The sequence below is a fragment of the Nonomuraea mangrovi genome (assembly GCF_042681425.1).
Lineage (GTDB): Bacteria > Actinomycetota > Actinomycetes > Streptosporangiales > Streptosporangiaceae > Nonomuraea > Nonomuraea mangrovi.
Genome location: NZ_JBHUFV010000082.1, coordinates 51,454 through 70,910, shown reverse-complemented (window position 1 = coordinate 70,910; position 19,457 = coordinate 51,454). Strand labels below are relative to the sequence as shown.

Annotated in this window: 15 protein-coding genes; 14 read left to right on the top strand and 1 reads right to left on the bottom strand. The window is 70.1% G+C overall.

The window, feature by feature from the left end; all coding sequences use genetic code 11:
• Positions 1-191 precede the first annotated feature (191 nt).
• The gene (locus tag ACFSKW_RS48870) at positions 192-962 is read right to left on the bottom strand and encodes a dioxygenase family protein (RefSeq protein ID WP_379581644.1); all 771 of its coding nucleotides are present in this window, start codon (positions 960-962) and stop codon (positions 192-194) included.
• A gap of 131 nt (positions 963-1,093) precedes the next feature.
• Here ACFSKW_RS48870 and ACFSKW_RS48865 point away from each other — a divergent pair, with 131 nt between their 5' ends.
• The 14 genes from ACFSKW_RS48865 (at position 1,094) to rpmA (ending at position 19,193) form a co-directional block, all read left to right on the top strand.
• Positions 1,094-2,383 carry a bifunctional folylpolyglutamate synthase/dihydrofolate synthase gene (locus ACFSKW_RS48865; RefSeq protein ID WP_379581649.1) on the top strand — a complete coding sequence of 430 codons (1,290 nt, stop codon included), beginning with the start codon at positions 1,094-1,096 and terminating at the stop codon, positions 2,381-2,383.
• The gene (locus ACFSKW_RS48860) at positions 2,380-2,721 is read left to right on the top strand and encodes a DUF4233 domain-containing protein (protein ID WP_379581642.1); all 342 of its coding nucleotides are present in this window, start codon (positions 2,380-2,382) and stop codon (positions 2,719-2,721) included. The genes ACFSKW_RS48865 and ACFSKW_RS48860 overlap by 4 nt, the downstream gene beginning before the upstream one ends.
• A gap of 11 nt (positions 2,722-2,732) precedes the next feature.
• Positions 2,733-5,117: a hypothetical protein gene (locus ACFSKW_RS48855; protein ID WP_379581641.1), complete on the top strand. Its 2,385-nt coding sequence runs from the start codon at positions 2,733-2,735 to the stop codon at positions 5,115-5,117.
• A gap of 133 nt (positions 5,118-5,250) precedes the next feature.
• Positions 5,251-5,661, top strand: coding sequence for a nucleoside-diphosphate kinase (gene ndk / locus ACFSKW_RS48850; RefSeq protein ID WP_379581639.1), 411 nt, complete (start codon positions 5,251-5,253; stop codon positions 5,659-5,661).
• A 1,138-nt stretch (positions 5,662-6,799) separates the two neighbouring features.
• Complete coding sequence (locus ACFSKW_RS48845) at positions 6,800-7,831, top strand: rod shape-determining protein (RefSeq protein ID WP_379581637.1); 1,032 nt, start codon at positions 6,800-6,802, stop codon at positions 7,829-7,831.
• Between the two features lies 1 nt (position 7,832).
• Positions 7,833-8,711, top strand: a complete 879-nt coding sequence (gene mreC, locus ACFSKW_RS48840; protein ID WP_379581635.1) for a rod shape-determining protein MreC — start codon at positions 7,833-7,835, stop codon at positions 8,709-8,711.
• Entirely contained in the window at positions 8,708-9,172 is a 465-nt protein-coding gene (gene mreD / locus ACFSKW_RS48835) for a rod shape-determining protein MreD (RefSeq protein WP_379581633.1), read from the top strand. The genes mreC and mreD overlap by 4 nt, the downstream gene beginning before the upstream one ends.
• Positions 9,169-11,286, top strand: coding sequence for a penicillin-binding protein 2 (mrdA, locus tag ACFSKW_RS48830; RefSeq protein ID WP_379581631.1), 2,118 nt, complete (start codon positions 9,169-9,171; stop codon positions 11,284-11,286). The genes mreD and mrdA overlap by 4 nt, the downstream gene beginning before the upstream one ends.
• Entirely contained in the window at positions 11,283-12,446 is a 1,164-nt protein-coding gene (rodA, locus tag ACFSKW_RS48825) for a rod shape-determining protein RodA (RefSeq protein WP_379581629.1), read from the top strand. The genes mrdA and rodA overlap by 4 nt, the downstream gene beginning before the upstream one ends.
• Before the next feature lie 54 nt (positions 12,447-12,500).
• Positions 12,501-14,411, top strand: coding sequence for a TIGR03960 family B12-binding radical SAM protein (locus ACFSKW_RS48820; RefSeq protein WP_379581627.1), 1,911 nt, complete (start codon positions 12,501-12,503; stop codon positions 14,409-14,411).
• Between the two features lie 109 nt (positions 14,412-14,520).
• Entirely contained in the window at positions 14,521-15,261 is a 741-nt protein-coding gene (locus ACFSKW_RS48815) for a TIGR03936 family radical SAM-associated protein (protein ID WP_379581625.1), read from the top strand.
• A gap of 223 nt (positions 15,262-15,484) precedes the next feature.
• Positions 15,485-18,343, top strand: coding sequence for an Rne/Rng family ribonuclease (locus tag ACFSKW_RS48810; RefSeq protein WP_379581623.1), 2,859 nt, complete (start codon positions 15,485-15,487; stop codon positions 18,341-18,343).
• 274 nt (positions 18,344-18,617) lie between these two features.
• Positions 18,618-18,920, top strand: coding sequence for a 50S ribosomal protein L21 (gene rplU / locus ACFSKW_RS48805; RefSeq protein WP_184973140.1), 303 nt, complete (start codon positions 18,618-18,620; stop codon positions 18,918-18,920).
• Between the two features lie 15 nt (positions 18,921-18,935).
• Positions 18,936-19,193 carry a 50S ribosomal protein L27 gene (gene rpmA / locus ACFSKW_RS48800; RefSeq protein WP_012893687.1) on the top strand — a complete coding sequence of 86 codons (258 nt, stop codon included), beginning with the start codon at positions 18,936-18,938 and terminating at the stop codon, positions 19,191-19,193.
• The last annotated feature ends 264 nt before the right edge of the window (positions 19,194-19,457 follow it).

Below are 19,457 nucleotides of genomic sequence, written 5' to 3'. Positions count from 1 at the left end.
GGGAGGGTGTGGGAGAGTAGGTCGCCGCCGCGCAATTCTTGTCAGTTAGGCCCTGCCGGGTTATACCCGGCGGGGCCTTTCTGCATTTCCGGGTATGCGCTTTCCCGGCGTTTTCCGCAGGCGTTTCACGGGGTTTCACCGGCTGGGTGAGACCCCCTTGTTGTATTGCTGGGATCAGAATGGCGGCGGCGTCAGACGCGTTGCCAGAGCGCTGGAGTGTTGGGCGGTTCCCAGCCCGCCTGTGCCGTGTGGGCCTGGAGGCAGCGGTACGTCTGCCCGCCGTACACGACCTGGGCGCCGGTCGGATAGGTGGTGCCGGCCCGCCACGTGCCGCCGCCCGGAGGAGGTGACGACGGGGGCGGTGATGACGGAGGGGTTCCAGGAACGTTCAGCACGAAGTCGAACGTGGCCGTGCCCGGTTGCGGGACGTTCATGAGCAGCGCGGGGTCGAAGATGGTGTCGGTGTTGTTGCGGGGCTCGCCGGGGAAGTAGAGCTGCGTGGTGAGGACCGGACGGTTCGGCGCCTGCAGCTTCACGTGCAGGTGCCTGGTCCTGCCCGGGTAGAGGCCTGGGACGATGGTCGTCAGCCGGAAGGCGCCCTGCGCGTCGGTGAACTGGTGGCCGCGCAGGCCGTAACCGAGGTTGTCGTAGGCGCCTTGGGGGTCGGCCTGCCAGAAGTCCATGAGCACGTTGGCCAGCGGCTGGCAGGCGAGGCCGAAGACGTAGCCGCTGACTGTCAGAGCGGTGCCTGAGCCGGGGAGGACCGAGCGGCGTGGGGAGTTCGGCTTGAAGTAGGGACCTTCGGTCTGCGGCGGCGTGGGGTCGTCGCCGTCGTCGCACGAAGGGGTGAGGGCGGGCGGCGCTCCGGCCAGGGCATTGGCCTGGCTGACGACCAAAGGGAGCGGGGCGGCTAAAAGAGCCGCCTTCAGCACGGTTTTCCTGGTGATTCCTTCGCCTTCCATGGGCCAAGAATGGCAACGGCCGTAGGCGCGGCCTACCCTCCAAACGTGCATACGACCGACGTTATGGAAGGGCCTGCCGTACGACCGGATAGGGTTGTGATGTGGATTATCGTGCGGTCGAGCGGGCCATCATGGAACGCGGCGTCGAATGGGACTTCGAGCCGACGCTGGACAGAATCGTGGCCCTTCTGGACCTGCTCGGCTCCCCGCAGCAGGCCTACCCCGTCGTGCACATCGCCGGCACGAACGGCAAGACGAGCACGGCGCGGCTGACCGAGTCCCTGCTGAGGGAGCGCAACCTGCGCGTGGGGCGCTTCACGAGCCCCCACCTGATCACCATGCGCGAGCGCATCGTCGTGGACGGCGAGCCGCTGAGCGAGGAGCGGTTCGCCGAGGTCTACGAGGAGATCGCGCCCTATGTGGAGCTGAACGACACCAAGGGCAGGCGCATCCAGTACTTCGAGCTGCTGACGGCGATGGCCTACGCGGCGTTCGCCGACACGCCCGTCGACGTCGCGGTGATCGAGACGGGGATGGGCGGCACCTGGGACGCCACCAACGTCGTGGACGCCGCCGTGTCCATCATCACGCCGATCTCGCTGGACCACACCGACAGGCTCGGTCCCGACATCCCGTCGATCGCCGGCGAGAAGGCGGGCATCATCAAGCCCGGCGGCACCACGATCCTCGCGCAGCAGGATCTCGAGGCCGCCGAGGTGCTCATGCGCAAGGCCGCAGAGGTGGGCGCGGTGGTGGCGCGCGAGGGGCTGGAGTTCGGCGTGCTGAGCCGCGAGGTGGCGATGGGCGGCCAGCTGCTCACCCTGCGCGGCCTCAAGGGCGTCTACGAGGACGTCTACCTGCCCCTGTACGGCGCGCACCAGGCCGGCAACGCCGTCTGCGCACTGGCGGCCGTCGAGGCGCTGACCGCGGGCGACGACCCCCTCGACGTCGAGCTGGTACGGCAGGCCTTCGCCCAGGCCTCCTCGCCGGGCCGGCTGGAGGTTGTCCGCAGGAACCCCACGGTCGTCGTCGACGCCGCGCACAACACCGGTGGCATGGAGGCCACGCTCGACGGGCTGCACGAGGCGTTCGACTTCGCCAAGGTGATCGGCGTCATGGCGGTGATGGCGGACAAGGACGTCAGCGGCCTGCTCGAGCTCCTCGAGCCGGTCCTGGACGAGATCATCGTCACCAGGAACTCCTCACCGCGGTCGATGTCCGCGGAGGAGCTGGGCGAACTGGCCGAAGGCGTGTTCGGCGAGGACCGCGTGCACGTCGTGGAGCGTCTCGACGACGCCATCGACAGGGGCATCGGCATCGCCGACGCCGCGGGCGAGTTCAGCGGCACCGGCGTTCTCATCACCGGCTCGGTCGTGACCGCGGGCGACGCTCGCCTGCTGTTGAAGGTGGACAAGCCATGAACTTCGAGGTGACGCCCGGCATGCGCCGACTAGGCGCCAGCGTGCTCGGGATGCAGGCGATCGTGGTCGCGCTCATCACTCCCGTCGCCATCCAGATCCAGGGGATCCCTGTCGGGGTCGCGGTGACGGTCGGCATCGGCCTCGCGGTGCTGTGCGTGGTCGCTGCGGGCCTGCTCAAGCGGCCTGTCGGCTACATCATCGGCAGCATCGTGCAGGTGCTGGCGATCGCCACGGGGTTCCTGGTGCCCATGATGTTCGTCCTCGGAACGATCTTCGCGGCACTGTGGATCACGGCGATATTCGTCGCTCGCCGTGTCGAGGGCGTGACTTCCCGCTAAAGTCGGCCAACATGGCCGTCCCCCCAATCGAGCGGTCCCAGGCCATGGGCCTGCCCGGACCCGCCACAGGCGCCAGGTTCGCCTGGCTGCTTGACGTGATACTCGGGCTGCTGATCGTCGCCGCGCTACCCCTGGCGATCCTCTCCATCCCCAACACCGTGTCCCTGGTCTCCGGGTTGCTGCCGCCGGAGTTCGACAAGCTCGACCTGATCAGGGCGCACGGGCTGGCGCTGCCCGCGATGATGCTCACCGTGCCGCTGGCCTCGGTGCTCGTGCAGCGGATGAAGGCCGCGCCGATCCTGCTCACCGGGCTCGCCGTACTGGCGGTGGCCGACGCGGCGGGCGGCTTCGCGGGATCGGCCTTCCTGGTGGGGGCGCTGCGCGTGGTCCATGGGGTGGGCGCGGGCCTGCTGGTCCCGGCGCTGCTGATGGCCGCCTGGGAGCGGGCGCCGCTGCTGCGCGCGCTCTGGACGGGCATGCTCGCCGTCAGCCTGCTCGCCGCCCAGGCGCTGGCGCTGTGGCCGCTCGACGACGTGCGTGACTGGCGGATCACGCTGCAGCCGTACCCGCTGCTCACCGGCATCGCGCTCGGGCTGGCGGCGATCTACCTCGCGGTCGGCGTCGCGACGGGCGCCCCGAGCACGCCGGGGCCGCGCGCGGTCGAGCGCACCAGGCTGACGCTGACCGCCGTCCCCGCCGCGGGGCTGGCCGTGCTGGCCGTCGGCACCACGTTCGGCTGGCCGCCCGCGCTGGTCATCCTGGCCGCGCTGTTCTCCGTCGCCGCGTTGCTGACGCTGGCCTCGATCGGCACGTTCGAGGGGCCCGCGGGCCGCAGTCTCGCCTACGCGATGCTCGCGGTCGGGGTCGTGGTGCTGCCGACGGCCGCTCAGGTCACCTACATGGAGCTGGGCGGGGTCGGCGGGCCAGGGCTGAACGGCCTGTGGCTGCCCTTCCTGGTCTGCGCGCTCATGGGCGCGGGCGCGGCGCTGGCCGTCGGCATGCTTGACATGGCGTCGATGCAGCGGCTGTCCAGGGCGGGCCTGGTCACGATCGTGCTGGGACTGTGCACGGTTCGGCTCATGGTGCCCGCCGGCGACGGGTTCATGCTCGTCGTGCCGTTCGCGCTGCTGGCGGTGGGTGCCGCGGTGGCGCTGACGGCGGCACTGCGGATGTCGGGGCCGGGGGCGGCACTCTACGGGCTGACGCTGTGTTTCCCCGGCGTACTGGCCGGATACCTGCTCGGCACCGGCATCCAGATGGTGCTGCTCGGCAGGCCGCAGTCGGCGCAGCAGCTCGTCGACAGGTTCGTGGAGGCGCTGCACCTGTGGGCGCTCATCGGCGGATTCCTGGTGGTGGCTGTGATCGTGCTGGCTGCCCTGCTGGGGCGGCGCTCGGCAGCCCGCGCCTCCGAGACCGAATCCGAGATTCCCTGCGGAGTTCCCGGGGATGTGGAGGGTACGGCTCCCGCGGCCGAGGCGGTGCCGGCGACCACCGCCGAACAGGCGGGCCTGGGCGCCGTCGACGGTCATCGGCGGGAGTGGCCGGACGAGTTCCCCGTGGCGGGCGACGGGATCGCGCCGGAGGAGCCTGATGGGACGACTGCCAGGCCGAACCCCACCGCCCAGGACGAGGACGCGCCGACGGGAGAGGTGCCCAGGATGCCCTCCTCCCGCGCCAAGCCGGCTCGACGGGAGGTCGCGGGTGACCGGGCGTCCGCTGACGGGGCTTCCTCTGGCAGGAGCCGCCCGGGCTCCGCGTCCTCCTCTGAGGGCGTCACGCCGCGGCGCGTGCACGGCGAGGACGGATCCCCCCATGCCGCAGGCTCGTCCACGGGTGAGGCCTCGAACAGGCCCCCGCACGGCGCGGGTTCGTCCAGGGGTGACGCGTCCCCGAGCGCAGGCTCGTCCACGGGTGAGGCCTTGAACAGGCCCCCGCACGGCGCGGGAACGTCCAAGGGTGACGCGTCCCCGAGCGCACGCTCGTCCACGCGTGACGCCTCGGACAGGCGCCCGTATGGCACAGGCTCTTCCAAGGGCGAGGCGGCCGACAAACCCTCGTACGGCAGCACGGGTTCGTCCGAGGGTGGGGCAGTGGACAAGCCCTCGTACGGCGCAGGTTCGTCCGAGGGCGGAGTGCCGGACGGGACCCGGTACGGCACAGCCTTGTCCGGGACCGACGTGCCGGAGAGGACGCCCAACGGCGGCACCAGCAGGACGTCTGAGCGCAAGGACGCCGCGGACGGAGAGCCCTCGCCCGACGGTGCCGCGTCGGACGGGGCGGTCAGCGAAGGGCCGGCCACGGGAAATGGCCAGGCGGAGCGGCCTGGTGAGGGGACGGGGCCCGTGCCGGTGGTGCCACCGCCCACCCAGTCTCCCGAAGACTCCGACGCCGACTAGGTGAGCGCCGTGGCGGACGGGGCAGTCGGCCTGGTGGACGCCGTCGAGCGCGGGGAATTCGTGAGAGGGCGGTAAGCTTCGCGCGTTCGCCGCATTTCGCGACCAAGACATCCAGTTCAAAGGAGAACCACCAGTGTCCGAGCGCACTCTTGTCCTGATCAAGCCCGACGGGGTGAAGCGCGGCCTCATCGGTGACGTGATCGCTCGCATCGAGCGCAAGGGCCTCAAGATCGTGGCCATGGAGCTGCGCCAGCTCGACGCCGAGACCGCCAAGGCCCACTACGCCGAGCACTCCGAGCGGCCGTTCTTCGGCGAGCTGGTGGAGTTCATCACCTCCGCGCCGCTGGTCGCCCTCGTGGTCGAGGGCCCCCGCGCCGTCGAGGCGTTCCGTTCGCTGGCCGGTCTGACCGACCCGGTGAAGTCCGCCCCCGGCACGATCCGGGGCGACCACGCTCTGGAGATCGGCGAGAACGTCGTCCACGGCTCCGACTCGCCCGAGTCGTCCGCGCGCGAGATCAAGATCTTCTTCCCGGACCGTTTCTGAGGTTCGACCACGGACGCCGGCCCCGCACGAACGCGGGGCCGGCGTTCGGCGTTTCGAGGGCTTGGCCGACGGCTTTGCGGGGGAGATCTCCTGATGCCTGCCTTCTGTGGTGGTGGGCTCTGGAGGCACCGGTTCCCGGGCGGAGGGTGTCTCCGCTGGGCGATGGTGTCCGCCATGCGGCGCTCTCGGGGCGGCGCCGCGCCTGCGCGGGCTGCCATGGGTTCTCCGCGACGGCGGGGACGGTGGGTGAACCCGTGGCGCGCAGGGTGAGGCTGTGGTCCGGGCGGTGAAGCGGTGGTCCGGACGGTGAGCCGTGGGTCGGGCGGTGAAGTGTGGTGGGTCCGGGCGGTGAGGCCGTGGCGCGCGCGGTGAGGCAGCGGTGCGGGCGGAGTGAGAGGCCATGGTCCGGGCGGTGAGGGCGTGGCGCGCGCGGTGAGGCAGCGGTGCGGGCGGAGTGAGAGGCCATGGTCCGGGCGGTGAGGGCGTGGCGCGCGCGGTGAGGCAGCGGTACGGGCGGAGTGAGACGCCGTGGCGTGAGCAGTGAGGCCGTGTTCGGTGCGCTGAGGCCGTGGTGTGAGTCGTGGGCTGGGCGGGGAGATCGTGAGCTTGGGGGTGAGATTGTGGGCTTGGGTTTGGGCTTGCCGCGGCGGTGATGGGCTCCGGGTGGCGGCGGTGATGGTCTCCGGGTGATGGTCTCGGGGGTGACGGTCATAGGGGATGACGGTCATGGGGGTGACGGGCATGGACCGGGGATGGTCATGGGCGGTTCGGGCCGGAGGCGGCGCTCGTAGGGTGACGAGGCGGGCGTGATCTCAGTGATCGTCCTTGGTGTGATTTTGCATGGCCCTTACCGTGCAAGAATCCGGCGAAACGGACTTATCGCCACCTCGTAAACCCCTGACAAATCGGGCTATTCCGCACCTCGGCCACCCCGTCGAGGGGCCCTCGGTGACGGCCCTCGGGCGCGGCGCTCGCGGCGTGTCTGAGCTGATGGTGGTTTGCGGGCAAACGGGTGGTGACGGGGAGGCGACAAGATTTTTGTGGGGCACCCGGGCTCATTGCGCTCCCAGGAGGGTACGTCACGTTACGATTCAAATGCGATCCGTAATTATTCGCGAACGACGTTACGGGGCTCCCCATGAGCAGCAGGCTCGCCTTTCTCGGCCGTGACATGGCAGTCGATCTCGGTACCGCCAACACGTTGGTCTACGTGCGTGGCCGCGGCATCGTGCTCAACGAGCCGTCCGTCGTCGCGATCAATACCACCACCGGCAAGATCGTCGCGGTTGGCATCGAGGCCAAGCGGATGATCGGCCGGACGCCGGGCAACATCGTCGCCGTGCGCCCCCTGAAGGACGGGGTGATCGCCGACTTCGACGTGACCGAGCGGATGTTGCGCTACTTCATCCAGCGAGTCCACAAGCGCCGCCACTTCGCCAAGCCGCGCATCATCATCGCCGTGCCCAGCGGGATCACCGGTGTGGAGCAGCGGGCGGTGAAGGAGGCCGGCTACCAGGCTGGCGCGCGCAAGGTCTACATCGTCGAGGAGCCCATGGCCGCGGCGATCGGCGCAGGTCTGCCGGTCCACGAGCCGACGGGCAACATGGTCGTCGACATCGGCGGCGGCACCACCGAGGTCGCCATCATCTCGATGGGTGGCGTGGTGACCAGCCAGTCGATCAGGGTCGGCGGCGACGAGCTGGACCAGGCGGTGATCACCTTCGCGAAGAAGGAACACTCGCTGATGCTCGGCGAGCGCACCGCAGAGGAGATCAAGATGGCCATCGGCTCGGCGTGCGCGTCCGAGGACGAGTTCCACGCCGAGATCCGGGGCCGTGACCTGGTCAGCGGGTTGCCCAAGACGATCGTGGTCTCCGCCGAGGAGATCAGGAAGGCGATCAGGGAGCAGGTCAACACCATCATCGACGCGGTCAAGACCACGCTCGACAAGTGCCCGCCGGAGCTGTCGGGCGACCTGATGGACAGGGGCATCGCTCTCACCGGTGGCGGAGCCCTGCTCAAGGGGCTCGACGAGCGGCTGAGGGACGAGACCGGCATGCCCGTGCACATGGTGGAGAACCCGCTCGACTCCGTGGCGCTCGGCTCAGGCAAGTGCGTCGAGGAGTTCGAGGCGCTCCACGCCGTGCTCGTACCGGAACCACGTCACTGAGATGAGAGATACGCGCCGGGCAAGGCTGATCCTCGGACTGCTGCTCGCCGTGGCGCTGGTGGTGCTGACCATCGATCACCGCGCGAACGGGAGCTCGCCCTTCGGCCTGCTGCGCGGAGTCGGTTCGTCCCTGTTCGGCACCGCGGAGCGGTTCGTCGCCGGTGTGGTTACTCCTGTCAGCGACTTCGTCGGCGCGATCGCGGGGGCCACCGGGGCCCGCGACAGGATCAAGGAGCTGGAGGCCCAGAACGCCAGGCTCCGTGCCGACCTCGCGGCGGAGAGCCTGGACAAGGCCCGCTCGGCGGAACTGCGCAGGCTGCTCGGCACCTCCAAGCGCGGCGGCTACACCATCGTGCCCGCGAACGTGGTGGCCCGCAGGGGCCATCCGGGGTTCGAGGACGCGATCGAGATCGACGCCGGCACCAGCGACGGGGTGCGGCCGGAGATGACGGTGATCAACGGCGAGGGACTGGTGGGAAGGGTGGTGCAGGCGACGGCGAGGAACGCGACCGTCATGTTGCTGAGCGATCCCGCTTCGTCGGCGGGTGCCAGGCTCGAGGGCGGCAACGAGATCGGCGTCATCCACGGCGTCGGCGAGTACGGCAGGCTGGTGCAGTTCCGGTTGCTCGACTCCACCGCCCAGCTGACCCCGGGCACCAGGATCGTCAGCTTCGGCTCGCAGCGCGGCGTGCCGTACGTGCCGGGGGTGCCGATCGGGGTGATCGAGCGGGTGGAGGCGACGCCGGGCGAGCTGACCCGCATCGCCTACGCGCGCCCCTTCGCCGACCTCAGCGCTCTCGACGCGGTGGGGGTGGTGATCGCCGCGCCGCGGCGCGACCCGCGCGACGCGGTGCTGCCCAGACTGGCGGGCGAGCGATGATCGCTGTCCTGGCCGTGCTGGTCGCGCTGCTGGTGCAGGTCACGGTCGTCAACAGGTTCCCGCTCCCGCCCGGCGGCGGGCCCGATCTGGTGCTGCTGGTCGTGATCGGGATGGCGCTGGCCAGGGGGCCCTCGGCGGGGGCGATGATCGGGTTCAGCGCGGGGATGCTGGTGGACCTGATGCCGCCGACGGCGCACGTGCTCGGGCAGTACGCCTTCGTCTACGCGCTGGTCGGCTACGTCGCGGGACGCGGGCTGGGAGGGACGGTCCCGACCGTCATGCTGTGCGTGCTGGCGGCGCCGCTGCTGGCGGGCGCCGTGGGCTGGTTGATCGGCGATCCGCGCGTGACGGCGGCCTCGATCGCGTCGGGCGTGCCCGTCACCGTGTTCTACTCGCTGCTCGCGGCCCCTGTGGTCATCTGGCTGCTCACCGTCGGCAGATCGGAGGAGTTCGCGGCATGACCAGGATGCGCACCAGGCTCCTCGTGCTCCACGTGCTGGTCGTCACGATGCTGGCGGTGCTGGCGGTACGGCTGTGGCAGGTCCAGATGATGCGTGGCGCGGAGTTCGTCAGCGCCGCCGACGAGACCAGGAACAGGAACGTCATCGTGCCCGCCGTACGAGGGCAGATCCTCGACGCGTGGGGACGGCCGCTCGTCCGCAACCGGACGGCGCTGGTGATCTCGGTGGACAGGACCGCGCTGATCAGGATGAGCGACGGCGGCGCCGCGGTGCTCCAACGGCTCGCGGGCGTGCTCGGCACTCCCGCCAAGCTGCTGGAGAAGCGCATCCAGCCGTGCGGGCCAGGCGTGACCAGGCCGTGCTGGACGGGCTCGCCGTACCAGCCGATCCCCATCGACCAGAAGGCCACCACGCGCGAGGCGCTGCAGATCCTGGAGCGCCAGGAGGAGTTCCCCGGCGTGACGGCCGAGGTGCAGGCCGTCAGGGAGTACCCGGGCGGCAAGGCGGGGGCGCAGATGCTCGGCTACCTGCAGCCGGCCACCGAGGAGGAGCTGGAGAAGCGCGCGGGGCTGAAGGCCGAGTTCTCCGGCGTCGACGTGGTGGGGCGGGACGGCCTGGAGTTCGTCTACGACGAGGCGCTGCGTGGCAAGACGGGGCTGCGCAAGGTCCAGGTCGACCGGATGGGCAAGTCGCTCGGGGTGGAGCAGCGCGTGGCGCCCATTCCCGGCGACACGCTGATCACCAGCATCGACGCGCGGATCCAGGGCATCGTGGAGAAGGCCATCAACGGGGCGATGAAGAAGGTGCCCCAGGCGGACGGCGCGGCGGGGGTCGTGCTCGACCCCCGGTCGGGCAGGGTGCTGGCGCTGGCCAGCGCGCCCGGCTACGACCCCTCGATCTGGACGGGCGGGATCTCCGAGAAGGAGTACCAGCGGCTGCTGTCGGAGAAGGAGGGCAAGCCACTGGTCTCGCGGGCCATCAACGGGCAGTTCGCGCCCGGCTCGACGTTCAAGGTGTCGTCGGTGTCGGCGATGCTGCGTGCGGGGTACCCGCTGCACGGCCAGTACGCCTGCCCGGGCTCCTACATGGTCGGCAGCCGGTCGTTCAGCAACTTCCGCGGGATCGGCCTCGGCACCCTCTCGCTTCACACCGCGCTGGTGAAGTCGTGCGACACGATCTTCTACAGGTCCTCCTACGAGCAGTGGATCAAGGACGGCGGGCTGCGGCCGAAGAAGCCGCCGAAGGAGCGGTTCGCCAACATGGCACGGGCCTTCGGTTTCGGCAGTCCCACGGGCGTCGACCTGCCGGGAGAGTCGTCGGGCAGGATCCCCGACAGGACGTGGAAGAAGGAGCTGTGGACCGCCACCAGCGCCAACAACTGCCGCCGCGCGCGCACCGGCTATCCGGAGGTGACCGACAGGGCCAGGGCCGCCTTCCTCAAGCGCCTGGCCTACGAGAACTGCCTGGAGGGCTACCTGCTGCGGCCGGGAGACGCCGCCAACTTCTCCATCGGGCAGGGCGACGTGCTCGTGACGCCGCTGCAGCTGGCGGCCGCGTACGCGGCGCTGGTCAGTGACGGCAAGGTGCGCAGCCCGCGGATCGGGTGGGCGCAGGTACGGCCCGACGGCACGCTGGTGAAGAAGATCGAGGTCCCGGTCAGGGGCAAGCTGCCGCTGAGCGCCACCGAGCGGGCCTACATCAAGAAAGCGCTCAGCCAGGTCGCCTCCGACGGCACCGCGGCAGGCGCCTTCAGCGGGTTCCCGATGGACAAGGTGAAGGTCGGCGGCAAGACGGGCACGGCCGAGGTGTGGGGCAAGGCCGACACCTCGTGGTTCGCCTCGTTCGCGCCGACCGAGAAGCCCAGGTTCGTGGTCGTGGTGATGGTGTCGCAGGGCGGAATGGGCGGTTCCACCGCGGCGCCCGCGGCCCGGGAGATCTACGAGGGGATCTACGGCTTCGAGTCGGGGGCCGACGGCCAGACCAAGGATCCGGCCAAGGACCAGGCCAAGGATCCGGAGAAGGGCCAGGCCAAGGGAGAGGGCAAGGGCGGGCGGCCCGAATTGCCGACCGGCCAGCTTCCGAAGATCAAGAGTGACGGCACGGTGGCGCGATGACGGCCCGCACGCATCTGAGGCCACGCAGAGCCTTCGCGTTGAAGGCCGTGGACGCGCAGTCGGCGCTGTGGCGGCTCGACTGGGTCATGCTGGTGGCGGTCGCCGCGCTGGGCGTGATCGGCACGTTGCTGGTGTGGTCCTCGACCCGCACGTGGGCGCTGGGGTCCACGGGACTGGTCAAGAAGCACGCGCTCAACCTGATCATCGGCGCGGTGATGTGCGGCGCGGTGGCGATGATCGACCACCGGATGCTGCGGGCCTACGCGCCGATGGCGTACCTGGTGACGGTGGCCGGGCTGGTGCTGGTGGCGACGCCCGTAGGCACGACGGTCAACGGCTCGCACTCGTGGATCATGCTCGGCGGCGGATTCGCGATCCAACCCTCGGAGTTCGCCAAGGTCGGGCTGATCCTGATGCTGTCGATGCTGCTCGCCCAGCCGGCGGAGGGCACCGACCGGCCCCGCGGGCTCGACGTGCTGTTCGCGCTGGTGCTGGCGGCGGGGACGATGGGCCTGGTCATGCTCCAGCCCGACCTCGGCACCACCCTCGTGCTGGCCGTCATCGCCGCGGCGGCGCTGGTCATCGGGGGGGTCCAGAAGCGGTGGATCATCCTGCTGACGCTGTCCGTCGTGGCCGCCGGGGTGTGCGTGTGGGTCTTCGACCTGCTGGAGCCGTACCAGATCGCGCGGTTCACCGCCTTCCTCGACCCGAGCGTGGACCCGCGGGGAGTCGGCTACAACAGCACGCAGTCGCTGATCGCGATCGGCTCGGGCGAGCTCTTCGGCAAGGGTCTGTTCATGGGCGGCCAGACGACGGGCAGGTTCGTGCCCGAGCAGCACACCGACTTCATCTTCACCGTCGCGGGCGAGGAGTTCGGCTTCCTCGGCTCGGTCACGGTCGTGGCGCTGCTCGGCGTGGTGCTGATGCGCGGCCTGCACATCGCCAAGCAGTGCGAGGACCGCTTCGGCACGCTGGTGGCGGGCACGATCGTGTGCTGGCTGGCGTTCCAGTCCTTCGTCAACATCGGGATGACGATCGGGATCATGCCGATCACTGGGCTGCCGCTGCCGTTCGTCTCCTACGGCGGCACCTCGACCTTCGCCAACCTGATCGCGGTGGGAATGCTGCAGGCGATCAGGATCAGGGAGAGACCCTTCTGACGGCGATCCTCGGGCCCGACACAGTGGTGTTGTCGCTCCATTACCCTTGGTGCTATGTCTGTCGAGTCATTGTTCCCACGCCTGGAAGCGCTGCTGCCCAAGGTGCAGAAGCCGATCCAGTACGTCGGGGGTGAACTCAACTCGACGGTGAAGGACTGGGACGAGGCGTCGGTGCGCTGGGCGCTGATGTATCCCGACGCCTACGAGGTCGGCCTGCCCAACCAGGGCGTGGCCATCCTCTACGAGATCCTCAACGAGCTGCCCGACACGCTGGCCGAGCGCACCTACTCCGTGTGGCCCGACCTCGAGGCGCTCATGCGCGCGGAGGGCGTCCCTCAGTTCACCGTGGACGGTCACCGGCCCGTGCGCGCCTTCGACGTGCTCGGCGTGTCGTTCTCCACGGAGTTGGGCTACACCAACATGCTGACCGCGCTCGACCTGGCCGGCATCCCGCTGATGTCGGTCGACCGCGGCGACGACGACCCGATCGTGCTGGCCGGCGGCCACGCCGCCTTCAACCCCGAGCCGATCGCCGACTTCCTCGACGCGGCCGTGCTGGGTGACGGCGAGCAGATCGCCATCGCCATCAGCGAGGTCGTCCGAGAGTGGAAGGCCGAGGGACGGCCGGGCGGTCGTGACGAGCTGCTGATGCGGCTGGCCGAGTCGGGCGGCGTGTACGTCCCGAAGTTCTACGACGTCGAGTACCACCCCGACGGGCGCATCAAGCGCGTCGCTCCCAACAGGAGCAACGTGCCGTGGCGCGTGCACAAGCACACCGTCATGGACCTCGACGAGTGGCCATATCCGAAGAAGCCGCTCGTCCCGCTGGCCGAGACCGTTCATGAGCGGTTCAGCGTGGAGATCTTCCGCGGCTGCACCAGGGGCTGCAGGTTCTGCCAGGCCGGCATGATCACGCGTCCCGTCCGCGAGCGGTCGATCACCACGATCGGCGCCATGGTCGAGAACGGCATCCGCGAGTCCGGCTTCAACGAGGTCGGCCTGCTGTCGCTCTCGTCGGCCGACCACTCGGAGATCGGCGAGGTGGCCAAGGGCCTGGCCGACCGCTACGAGGGCACCAACACCTCGCTGTCGCTGCCCTCCACCAGGGTCGACGCCTTCAACATCGACCTGGCCAACGAGTTCTCGCGCAACGGCCGCCGTTCGGGCCTGACCTTCGCGCCCGAAGGCGGTTCCGAGCGCATGCGCAAGGTGATCAACAAGATGGTCACCGAGGAAGACCTGATTCGCACCGTCACCACGGCCTACAGCCAGGGCTGGCGTCAGGTGAAGCTCTACTTCATGTGCGGCCTGCCCACCGAGCAGGACGAGGACGTGCTGGGCATCGCCGATCTGGCCAAGAAGGTCATCAAGGCGGGCCGCGAGGCCACGGGCTCGCGCGACATCCGCTGCACGGTCTCCATCGGCGGGTTCGTGCCCAAGCCGCACACCCCGTTCCAGTGGGCCGCGCAGGCCGATCACGAGACCGTCGACCGGCGGCTCAAGGCCCTGCGCGAGTCGCTGCGCGGCGACAGGGAGTACGGCAAGGCCATCGGCTACCGTTACCACGACGGCAAGCCCTCGATCGTGGAGGGCCTGCTCTCGCGTGGCGACCGCAGGGTCGGCGCGGTCATCAGGGCCGCCTGGGAGGACGGCGGCCGCTTCGACGGCTGGAGCGAGCACTTCTCCTACGACCGCTGGATGACCGCCGCCGAGAAGGCGGGTGTCGCGGTCGACTGGTACACCACGCGTGAGCGCGAGGAGAACGAGGTCCTGCCATGGGACCACCTCGACGCCGGTCTCGACCGCGAATGGCTCTGGCAGGACTGGCAGGACGCCGTCACCGAGACCGAGGTCGAGGACTGCCGGTGGACTCCCTGCTACGACTGCGGCGTCTGCCCCACCATGGGCACCGAGATTCAAATCGGTCCGACGGGTAAGAAGCTGCTGCCGCTCACTGTGGTATAGAGACAGCCTTATCCTGAAAAAGAAGTAACTCTGACACGGGAAGGAAGACGACGTTCTGAAGCCTGTTCCCGAGGGGCCTCCGCCCGCGCCCACGGTGCAGCGCGTACGCGTGCGCTACGCCAAGCGCGGACGCCTGCGCTTCACCAGCCACCGCGACATCTCGCGGGCCGTCGAGAGGGCGGTTCGCCGTGCCGGCATTCCTGTGGCCTTCAGCGCGGGTTTCTCTCCCCATCCGAAGATCTCCTACGCGGGTGCGGCGCCGACGGGTGTCGCCAGCGAGGCCGAATACCTCGAGCTCGGCCTGACCGAGCCGTGCGATCCCGGGAGGATCCGCGCGGATCTCGACGCCTCGCTGCCTCCAGGCCTCGACGTCCTCGACGTCGTCGAGGCGCGTTCTGGAGCGCTCGCCGACCGCCTGGAGGGTTCGGCGTGGGAGCTGAGGCTGTCCGGCGCGGACAGTGAGCTCGCGCGCGTGGCAGTGGAGAAGTTCCTCGCGGCGGGCACCGTCGAGGTCGAACGCCTCACCAAGAAGGGGATGCGGCGATTCGACGCCCGCGAGGCGGTGCTGACACTGGCTTCAGAAGGAACCGCAGCTCAGGTGCCAGGACAGTCGTGTGTCATACTGCGCATGGTTGTTCGGCACGTGACTCCGGCCGTTCGACCCGACGACGTGCTCACGGGCCTGCGCCTGGTGGCCGACTTCGCGCCGCCGGTCCCCCCCGAGGTGACCAGGCTGGCGCAGGGGCCGCTCGACGCCGTATCCGGTGAACCCGCCGACCCGTTCGACCTTGACCGCGACATGACGCGCGGCGGCGAAGCGGGACCGGCAGGCGCGCACGTCGACGGCTAGTGAGAGATGTGACCTGCCGCACTGGCACGAACGTGACATGGCGGTCCCGCGTCTCACACGAGAAGGGAGAGCTTTGCGAGCCCCGCACGGTGGCGGGGTTCGGAGGGCTCGACCGCTGACAGGACTTGGCGTCCATGCCTTCGCAGGCGCGGACGGACAACGAGACACGAGGGCTCCTGCGCGGCGCGGCGACGCGCCCGGGAGCTGACGGGAGAGCGCCCGCATGCTCGACAACGAGCCCGGTACCGGGGCCCATGGCCCCGACGGGGAAACAACAGAACAGACTGCCGCGCCGAAGCGCCGGCGCTCGGCGAGCAGGCCCGCGGGGCCGCCGCCGGAGATCGACGATGTTCCCACGGTAGTCGTCACCACGCAGGCTTCCGGCCCGGCGGGGCCGGCGTCAACCGGTTTTTCCGCCCCGGCCGAGGCGGCCGCGGCCCAGTCCAACGGCACGGCGTCCGGCGGCACGGGATCCGACGGCCCGGCGGCCGACGCCGCGGGTTCCAACGGCGCGGCGTCCGGCACTTCAGGGCGCGACGCCACGGAAGGCGCCGGCGCGACGGCCAGCGTGGTCGAGGAGGCCGTGGCCGAGGCCGTCGAGGCGCCCGCCCCCAAGCGCGCCACCAGGTCCAGGTCGACCGCCACGACGGCCACGCGCCGCCGTACCACCAAGAAGGCCGCGGAAGAGGCTCAGGCGGCCGAGGAGGCCGCCGCGGGCGAATCCGCGGGCGTGCCCGAAGGCGGGGACGCGGCTGCCGTGGAGGAGGCGCCGAAGCGGCGCCGTACCCGCAAGAAGGCCGAGGCGGCCCCCGAGCCTGAGCCCGAGTCGCCGGTCGAGGCCGTCGTGGCCGCCGAGCTGGTGGACACGCTGCCGGAGAGCGAGCCGCTCGACGACGAGCCGGCGGGCGAGGACCTCGACGAGGAGCCGGTCGGCAGGCCCGCGCTGTTCGCGGACCCGTTCGGCGTCTCCGCGCAGGCGGCGCAGGAGCCCGGTACCACCTTCCAGCGGCCCGCCGCCGTCTTCACGCCCCTGTTCCAGGCACCCGACCCCAGCCAGGCGCAGCCCGTCAGGGTCGAGCCCGCGCAGCCCGTCAAGCCGCAGGCGGCCGACGAGGCCGAGGCGCTGTTCGACGAGGAGAGCGCCGAGGACGTCGACGAGACCGAGGACGAGACCGAGGGCGACGAGACCGAGGACGACGGCGGCAGCCGTCGCCGTCGTCGCCGCAGGGGCGGCAGGGGCCGCGGCAAGTCGCGTGAGCGCGACGAGGACGCGGGCGACTCCGACGAGCAGGAAGAGGACGAGGAGGCCGCCGACGGCGGCGAGGAGGCCGAGGAGTCGCAGGCCGACGAGGAGGAGTCGACGGGGTCGCGGCGCCGCAGGCGCAGGCGGCGCAGGGGCGGCGACGAGAGCCCCGAGCCCTCCAGCGACGACCCGCCGAACACGGTGGTGCGCATCCGCGCGCCGCGCGCGGGCAGGTCGAGCTCGCTCGACACCTCCGCCGACGGCGTGCAGAGCGTGCGCGGCTCCACCCGGCTCGAGGCCAAGAAGCAGCGCCGCCGCGAGGGGCGCGAGCTGGGCCGCCGCAGGCCGCCGATCATCACCGAGTCGGAGTTCCTGGCCCGGCGCGAGTCGGTCGACAGGATGATGGTGGTGCGCCGCCACGGCGACCGCACCCAGATCGCGGTCCTGGAGGACGGCGTCCTCGTCGAGCACTACGTCAACCGCGAGGCCAGCCAGTCCTACGTGGGCAACGTCTACCTCGGCAAGGTGCAGAACGTGCTGCCCTCGATGGAGGCGGCGTTCGTCGACATCGGCAAGGGCCGCAACGCCGTCCTGTACGCCGGCGAGGTCAACTTCGACACCGCGGGCCTGGAGGGACAGCCCAAGCGCATCGAGGCCGCGCTCAAGTCGGGCCAGTCGGTGCTGGTGCAGGTCACCAAGGACCCCCTCGGTCACAAGGGCGCCAGGCTCACCAGCCAGATCTCGCTGCCCGGCCGCTACCTCGTGTACGTGCCTGACGGGTCGATGACCGGCATCAGCCGCAAGCTGCCCGACAAGGAGCGCACGCGGCTCAAGAGCATCCTGAAGAAGGTCATGCCCGAGAACGCCGGCGTCATCGTGCGCACGGCCGCCGAGGGCGCCTCGGAGGAGGAGCTCGGCCGTGACGTGGCCAGGCTGTCGGCGCAGTGGGAGGCCATCCAGAAGAAGGCCAAGTCCGCCAGCCCTCCTGAGCTGCTGTCGTCCGAGCCCGACCTGACCGTCCGCGTCGTCCGCGACGTGTTCAACGAGGACTTCACCTCGCTGGTCGTGCAGGGCGAGGACGCGTGGGAGACGGTCGACGAGTACGTCAAGTACGTCGCGCCGCACCTGGCCGACCGGCTGTCGCGCTGGGACGAGGAAGGCGACGTCTTCGAGTCGTACCGGATCGACGAGCAGCTGGCCAAGGCCCTGGAGCGCAAGGTGTGGCTGCCCTCCGGCGGCTCGCTGGTGATCGACCGCACCGAGGCGATGACCGTCGTCGACGTCAACACCGGCAAGTTCACCGGCCAGGGCGGCAACCTCGAGGAGACCGTCACCCGCAACAACCTGGAGGCGGCCGAGGAGATCGTCCGCCAGCTCAGGCTGCGCGACATCGGCGGCATCATCGTCATCGACTTCATCGACATGGTCCTGGAGTCCAACCGCGATCTGGTGCTGCGGCGGCTGCTGGAGTGCCTGGCCCGCGACAGGACCAAGCACCAGGTCGCCGAGGTCACCTCGCTCGGCCTGGTCCAGATGACCCGTAAGCGGGTCGGTCAGGGCCTGCTGGAGGCCTTCTCGACGCCGTGCGACTGCTGCAACGGGCGTGGCCTGATCGTCTCCTCCGAGCCGGTCGAGGGCAAGCCGGAGCCGCGCGGCACGCAGGGCAAGATGGCCATCGAGAAGGCGGTCGCGGAGAAGGTCTCCGCGGCCAACGACTCCCTGAGCCGTGATACCGTGACCGGTGCGCTTGATGACGTTCCGGGCACGGAGGACGACCAGGCGAACCAGACTTCAGGCAGGGGGCGGCGACGCTCCCGCCGAGCCAAGTCGGCCGACTAGCGCCGTCTTCGGCGGCGCCCCGCTCCGGCGGGGCGCCAACCGAGCCGGCCCTCCAGGCACGGCGTGACCTGCCCTTGAACGGGTGGAGCGCCGGCGGGAACGGCCGACTTGTCCGACGATCCAGCCGGTTCGACCGGGGGCCGCTAATCCGGTAACCTAGTCAATCGGTGCGTCCAGTGACGCGCCCTGTTCGCGCGCCCACTCGGTTCGTCGGTTCCAGACAGTGATCGAATGCCGGGCGCAGCATTCAGAGAGTCAGCAGAAGGGTTCCGCGGTGTACGCGATCGTTCGTTGCGGCGGCAGGCAGCAGAAGGTCTCCGTCGGTGACGTCCTCGAGGTGGACAAGGTCGCCGGCGAGGTCGGTTCTTCGGTTTCGCTGCCGACGGTGCTCGTCGTCAACGACGGCGACGTGACCACGGAGGCGGGCAAGTTCACGGTCAGCGCCGAGATTCTCGGCGAGACCAAGGGCCCCAAGATCCGCATCCTCAAGTACAAGAACAAGACCGGTTACAAGAAGCGCCAGGGTCACCGCCAGCGGTACACCCAGGTGAAGATCACCGGTATCAACCAGGCCTGATCGGGAGTTTGAGAGATGGCACACAAGAAGGGCGCGTCGTCCACCCGGAACGGCCGTGACTCCAACGCCCAGCGCCTGGGCGTCAAGCGCTTCGGTGGCCAGCTGGTCAACGCGGGCGAGATCATCGTCCGCCAGCGCGGCACCCACTTCCACCCCGGCGACAACGTCGGCCGTGGTGGCGACGACACGCTGTTCGCGCTGGCCGCCGGCCACGTGCAGTTCGGCGTCAAGCGCGGCCGTCGCGCCGTGAGCATCGTCCCGGTCGCGGAGTAAATCCGCCGCCGACAGGCGTTGTAGCAAGGGGTGGATCGTCATGGTCCACCCCTTGTTCGCGTTCCCGGGCCCTGCGAGGTCCGGTACGGCACGCGAGCGGCGGAACAGACGGCGGCCACGCGGACCGCGTGACCGGCCGGACGAGCCACGACAGTGAACGGCGACAGGCCCGCAGAGGGCGAGCGGCTCACCGGGGATCCCGGTGAGCGGCGGGGGCGGGCCGCGTGACGGCGGCCGGCCACGCGCGCTGGAGGAGCGTCTCCC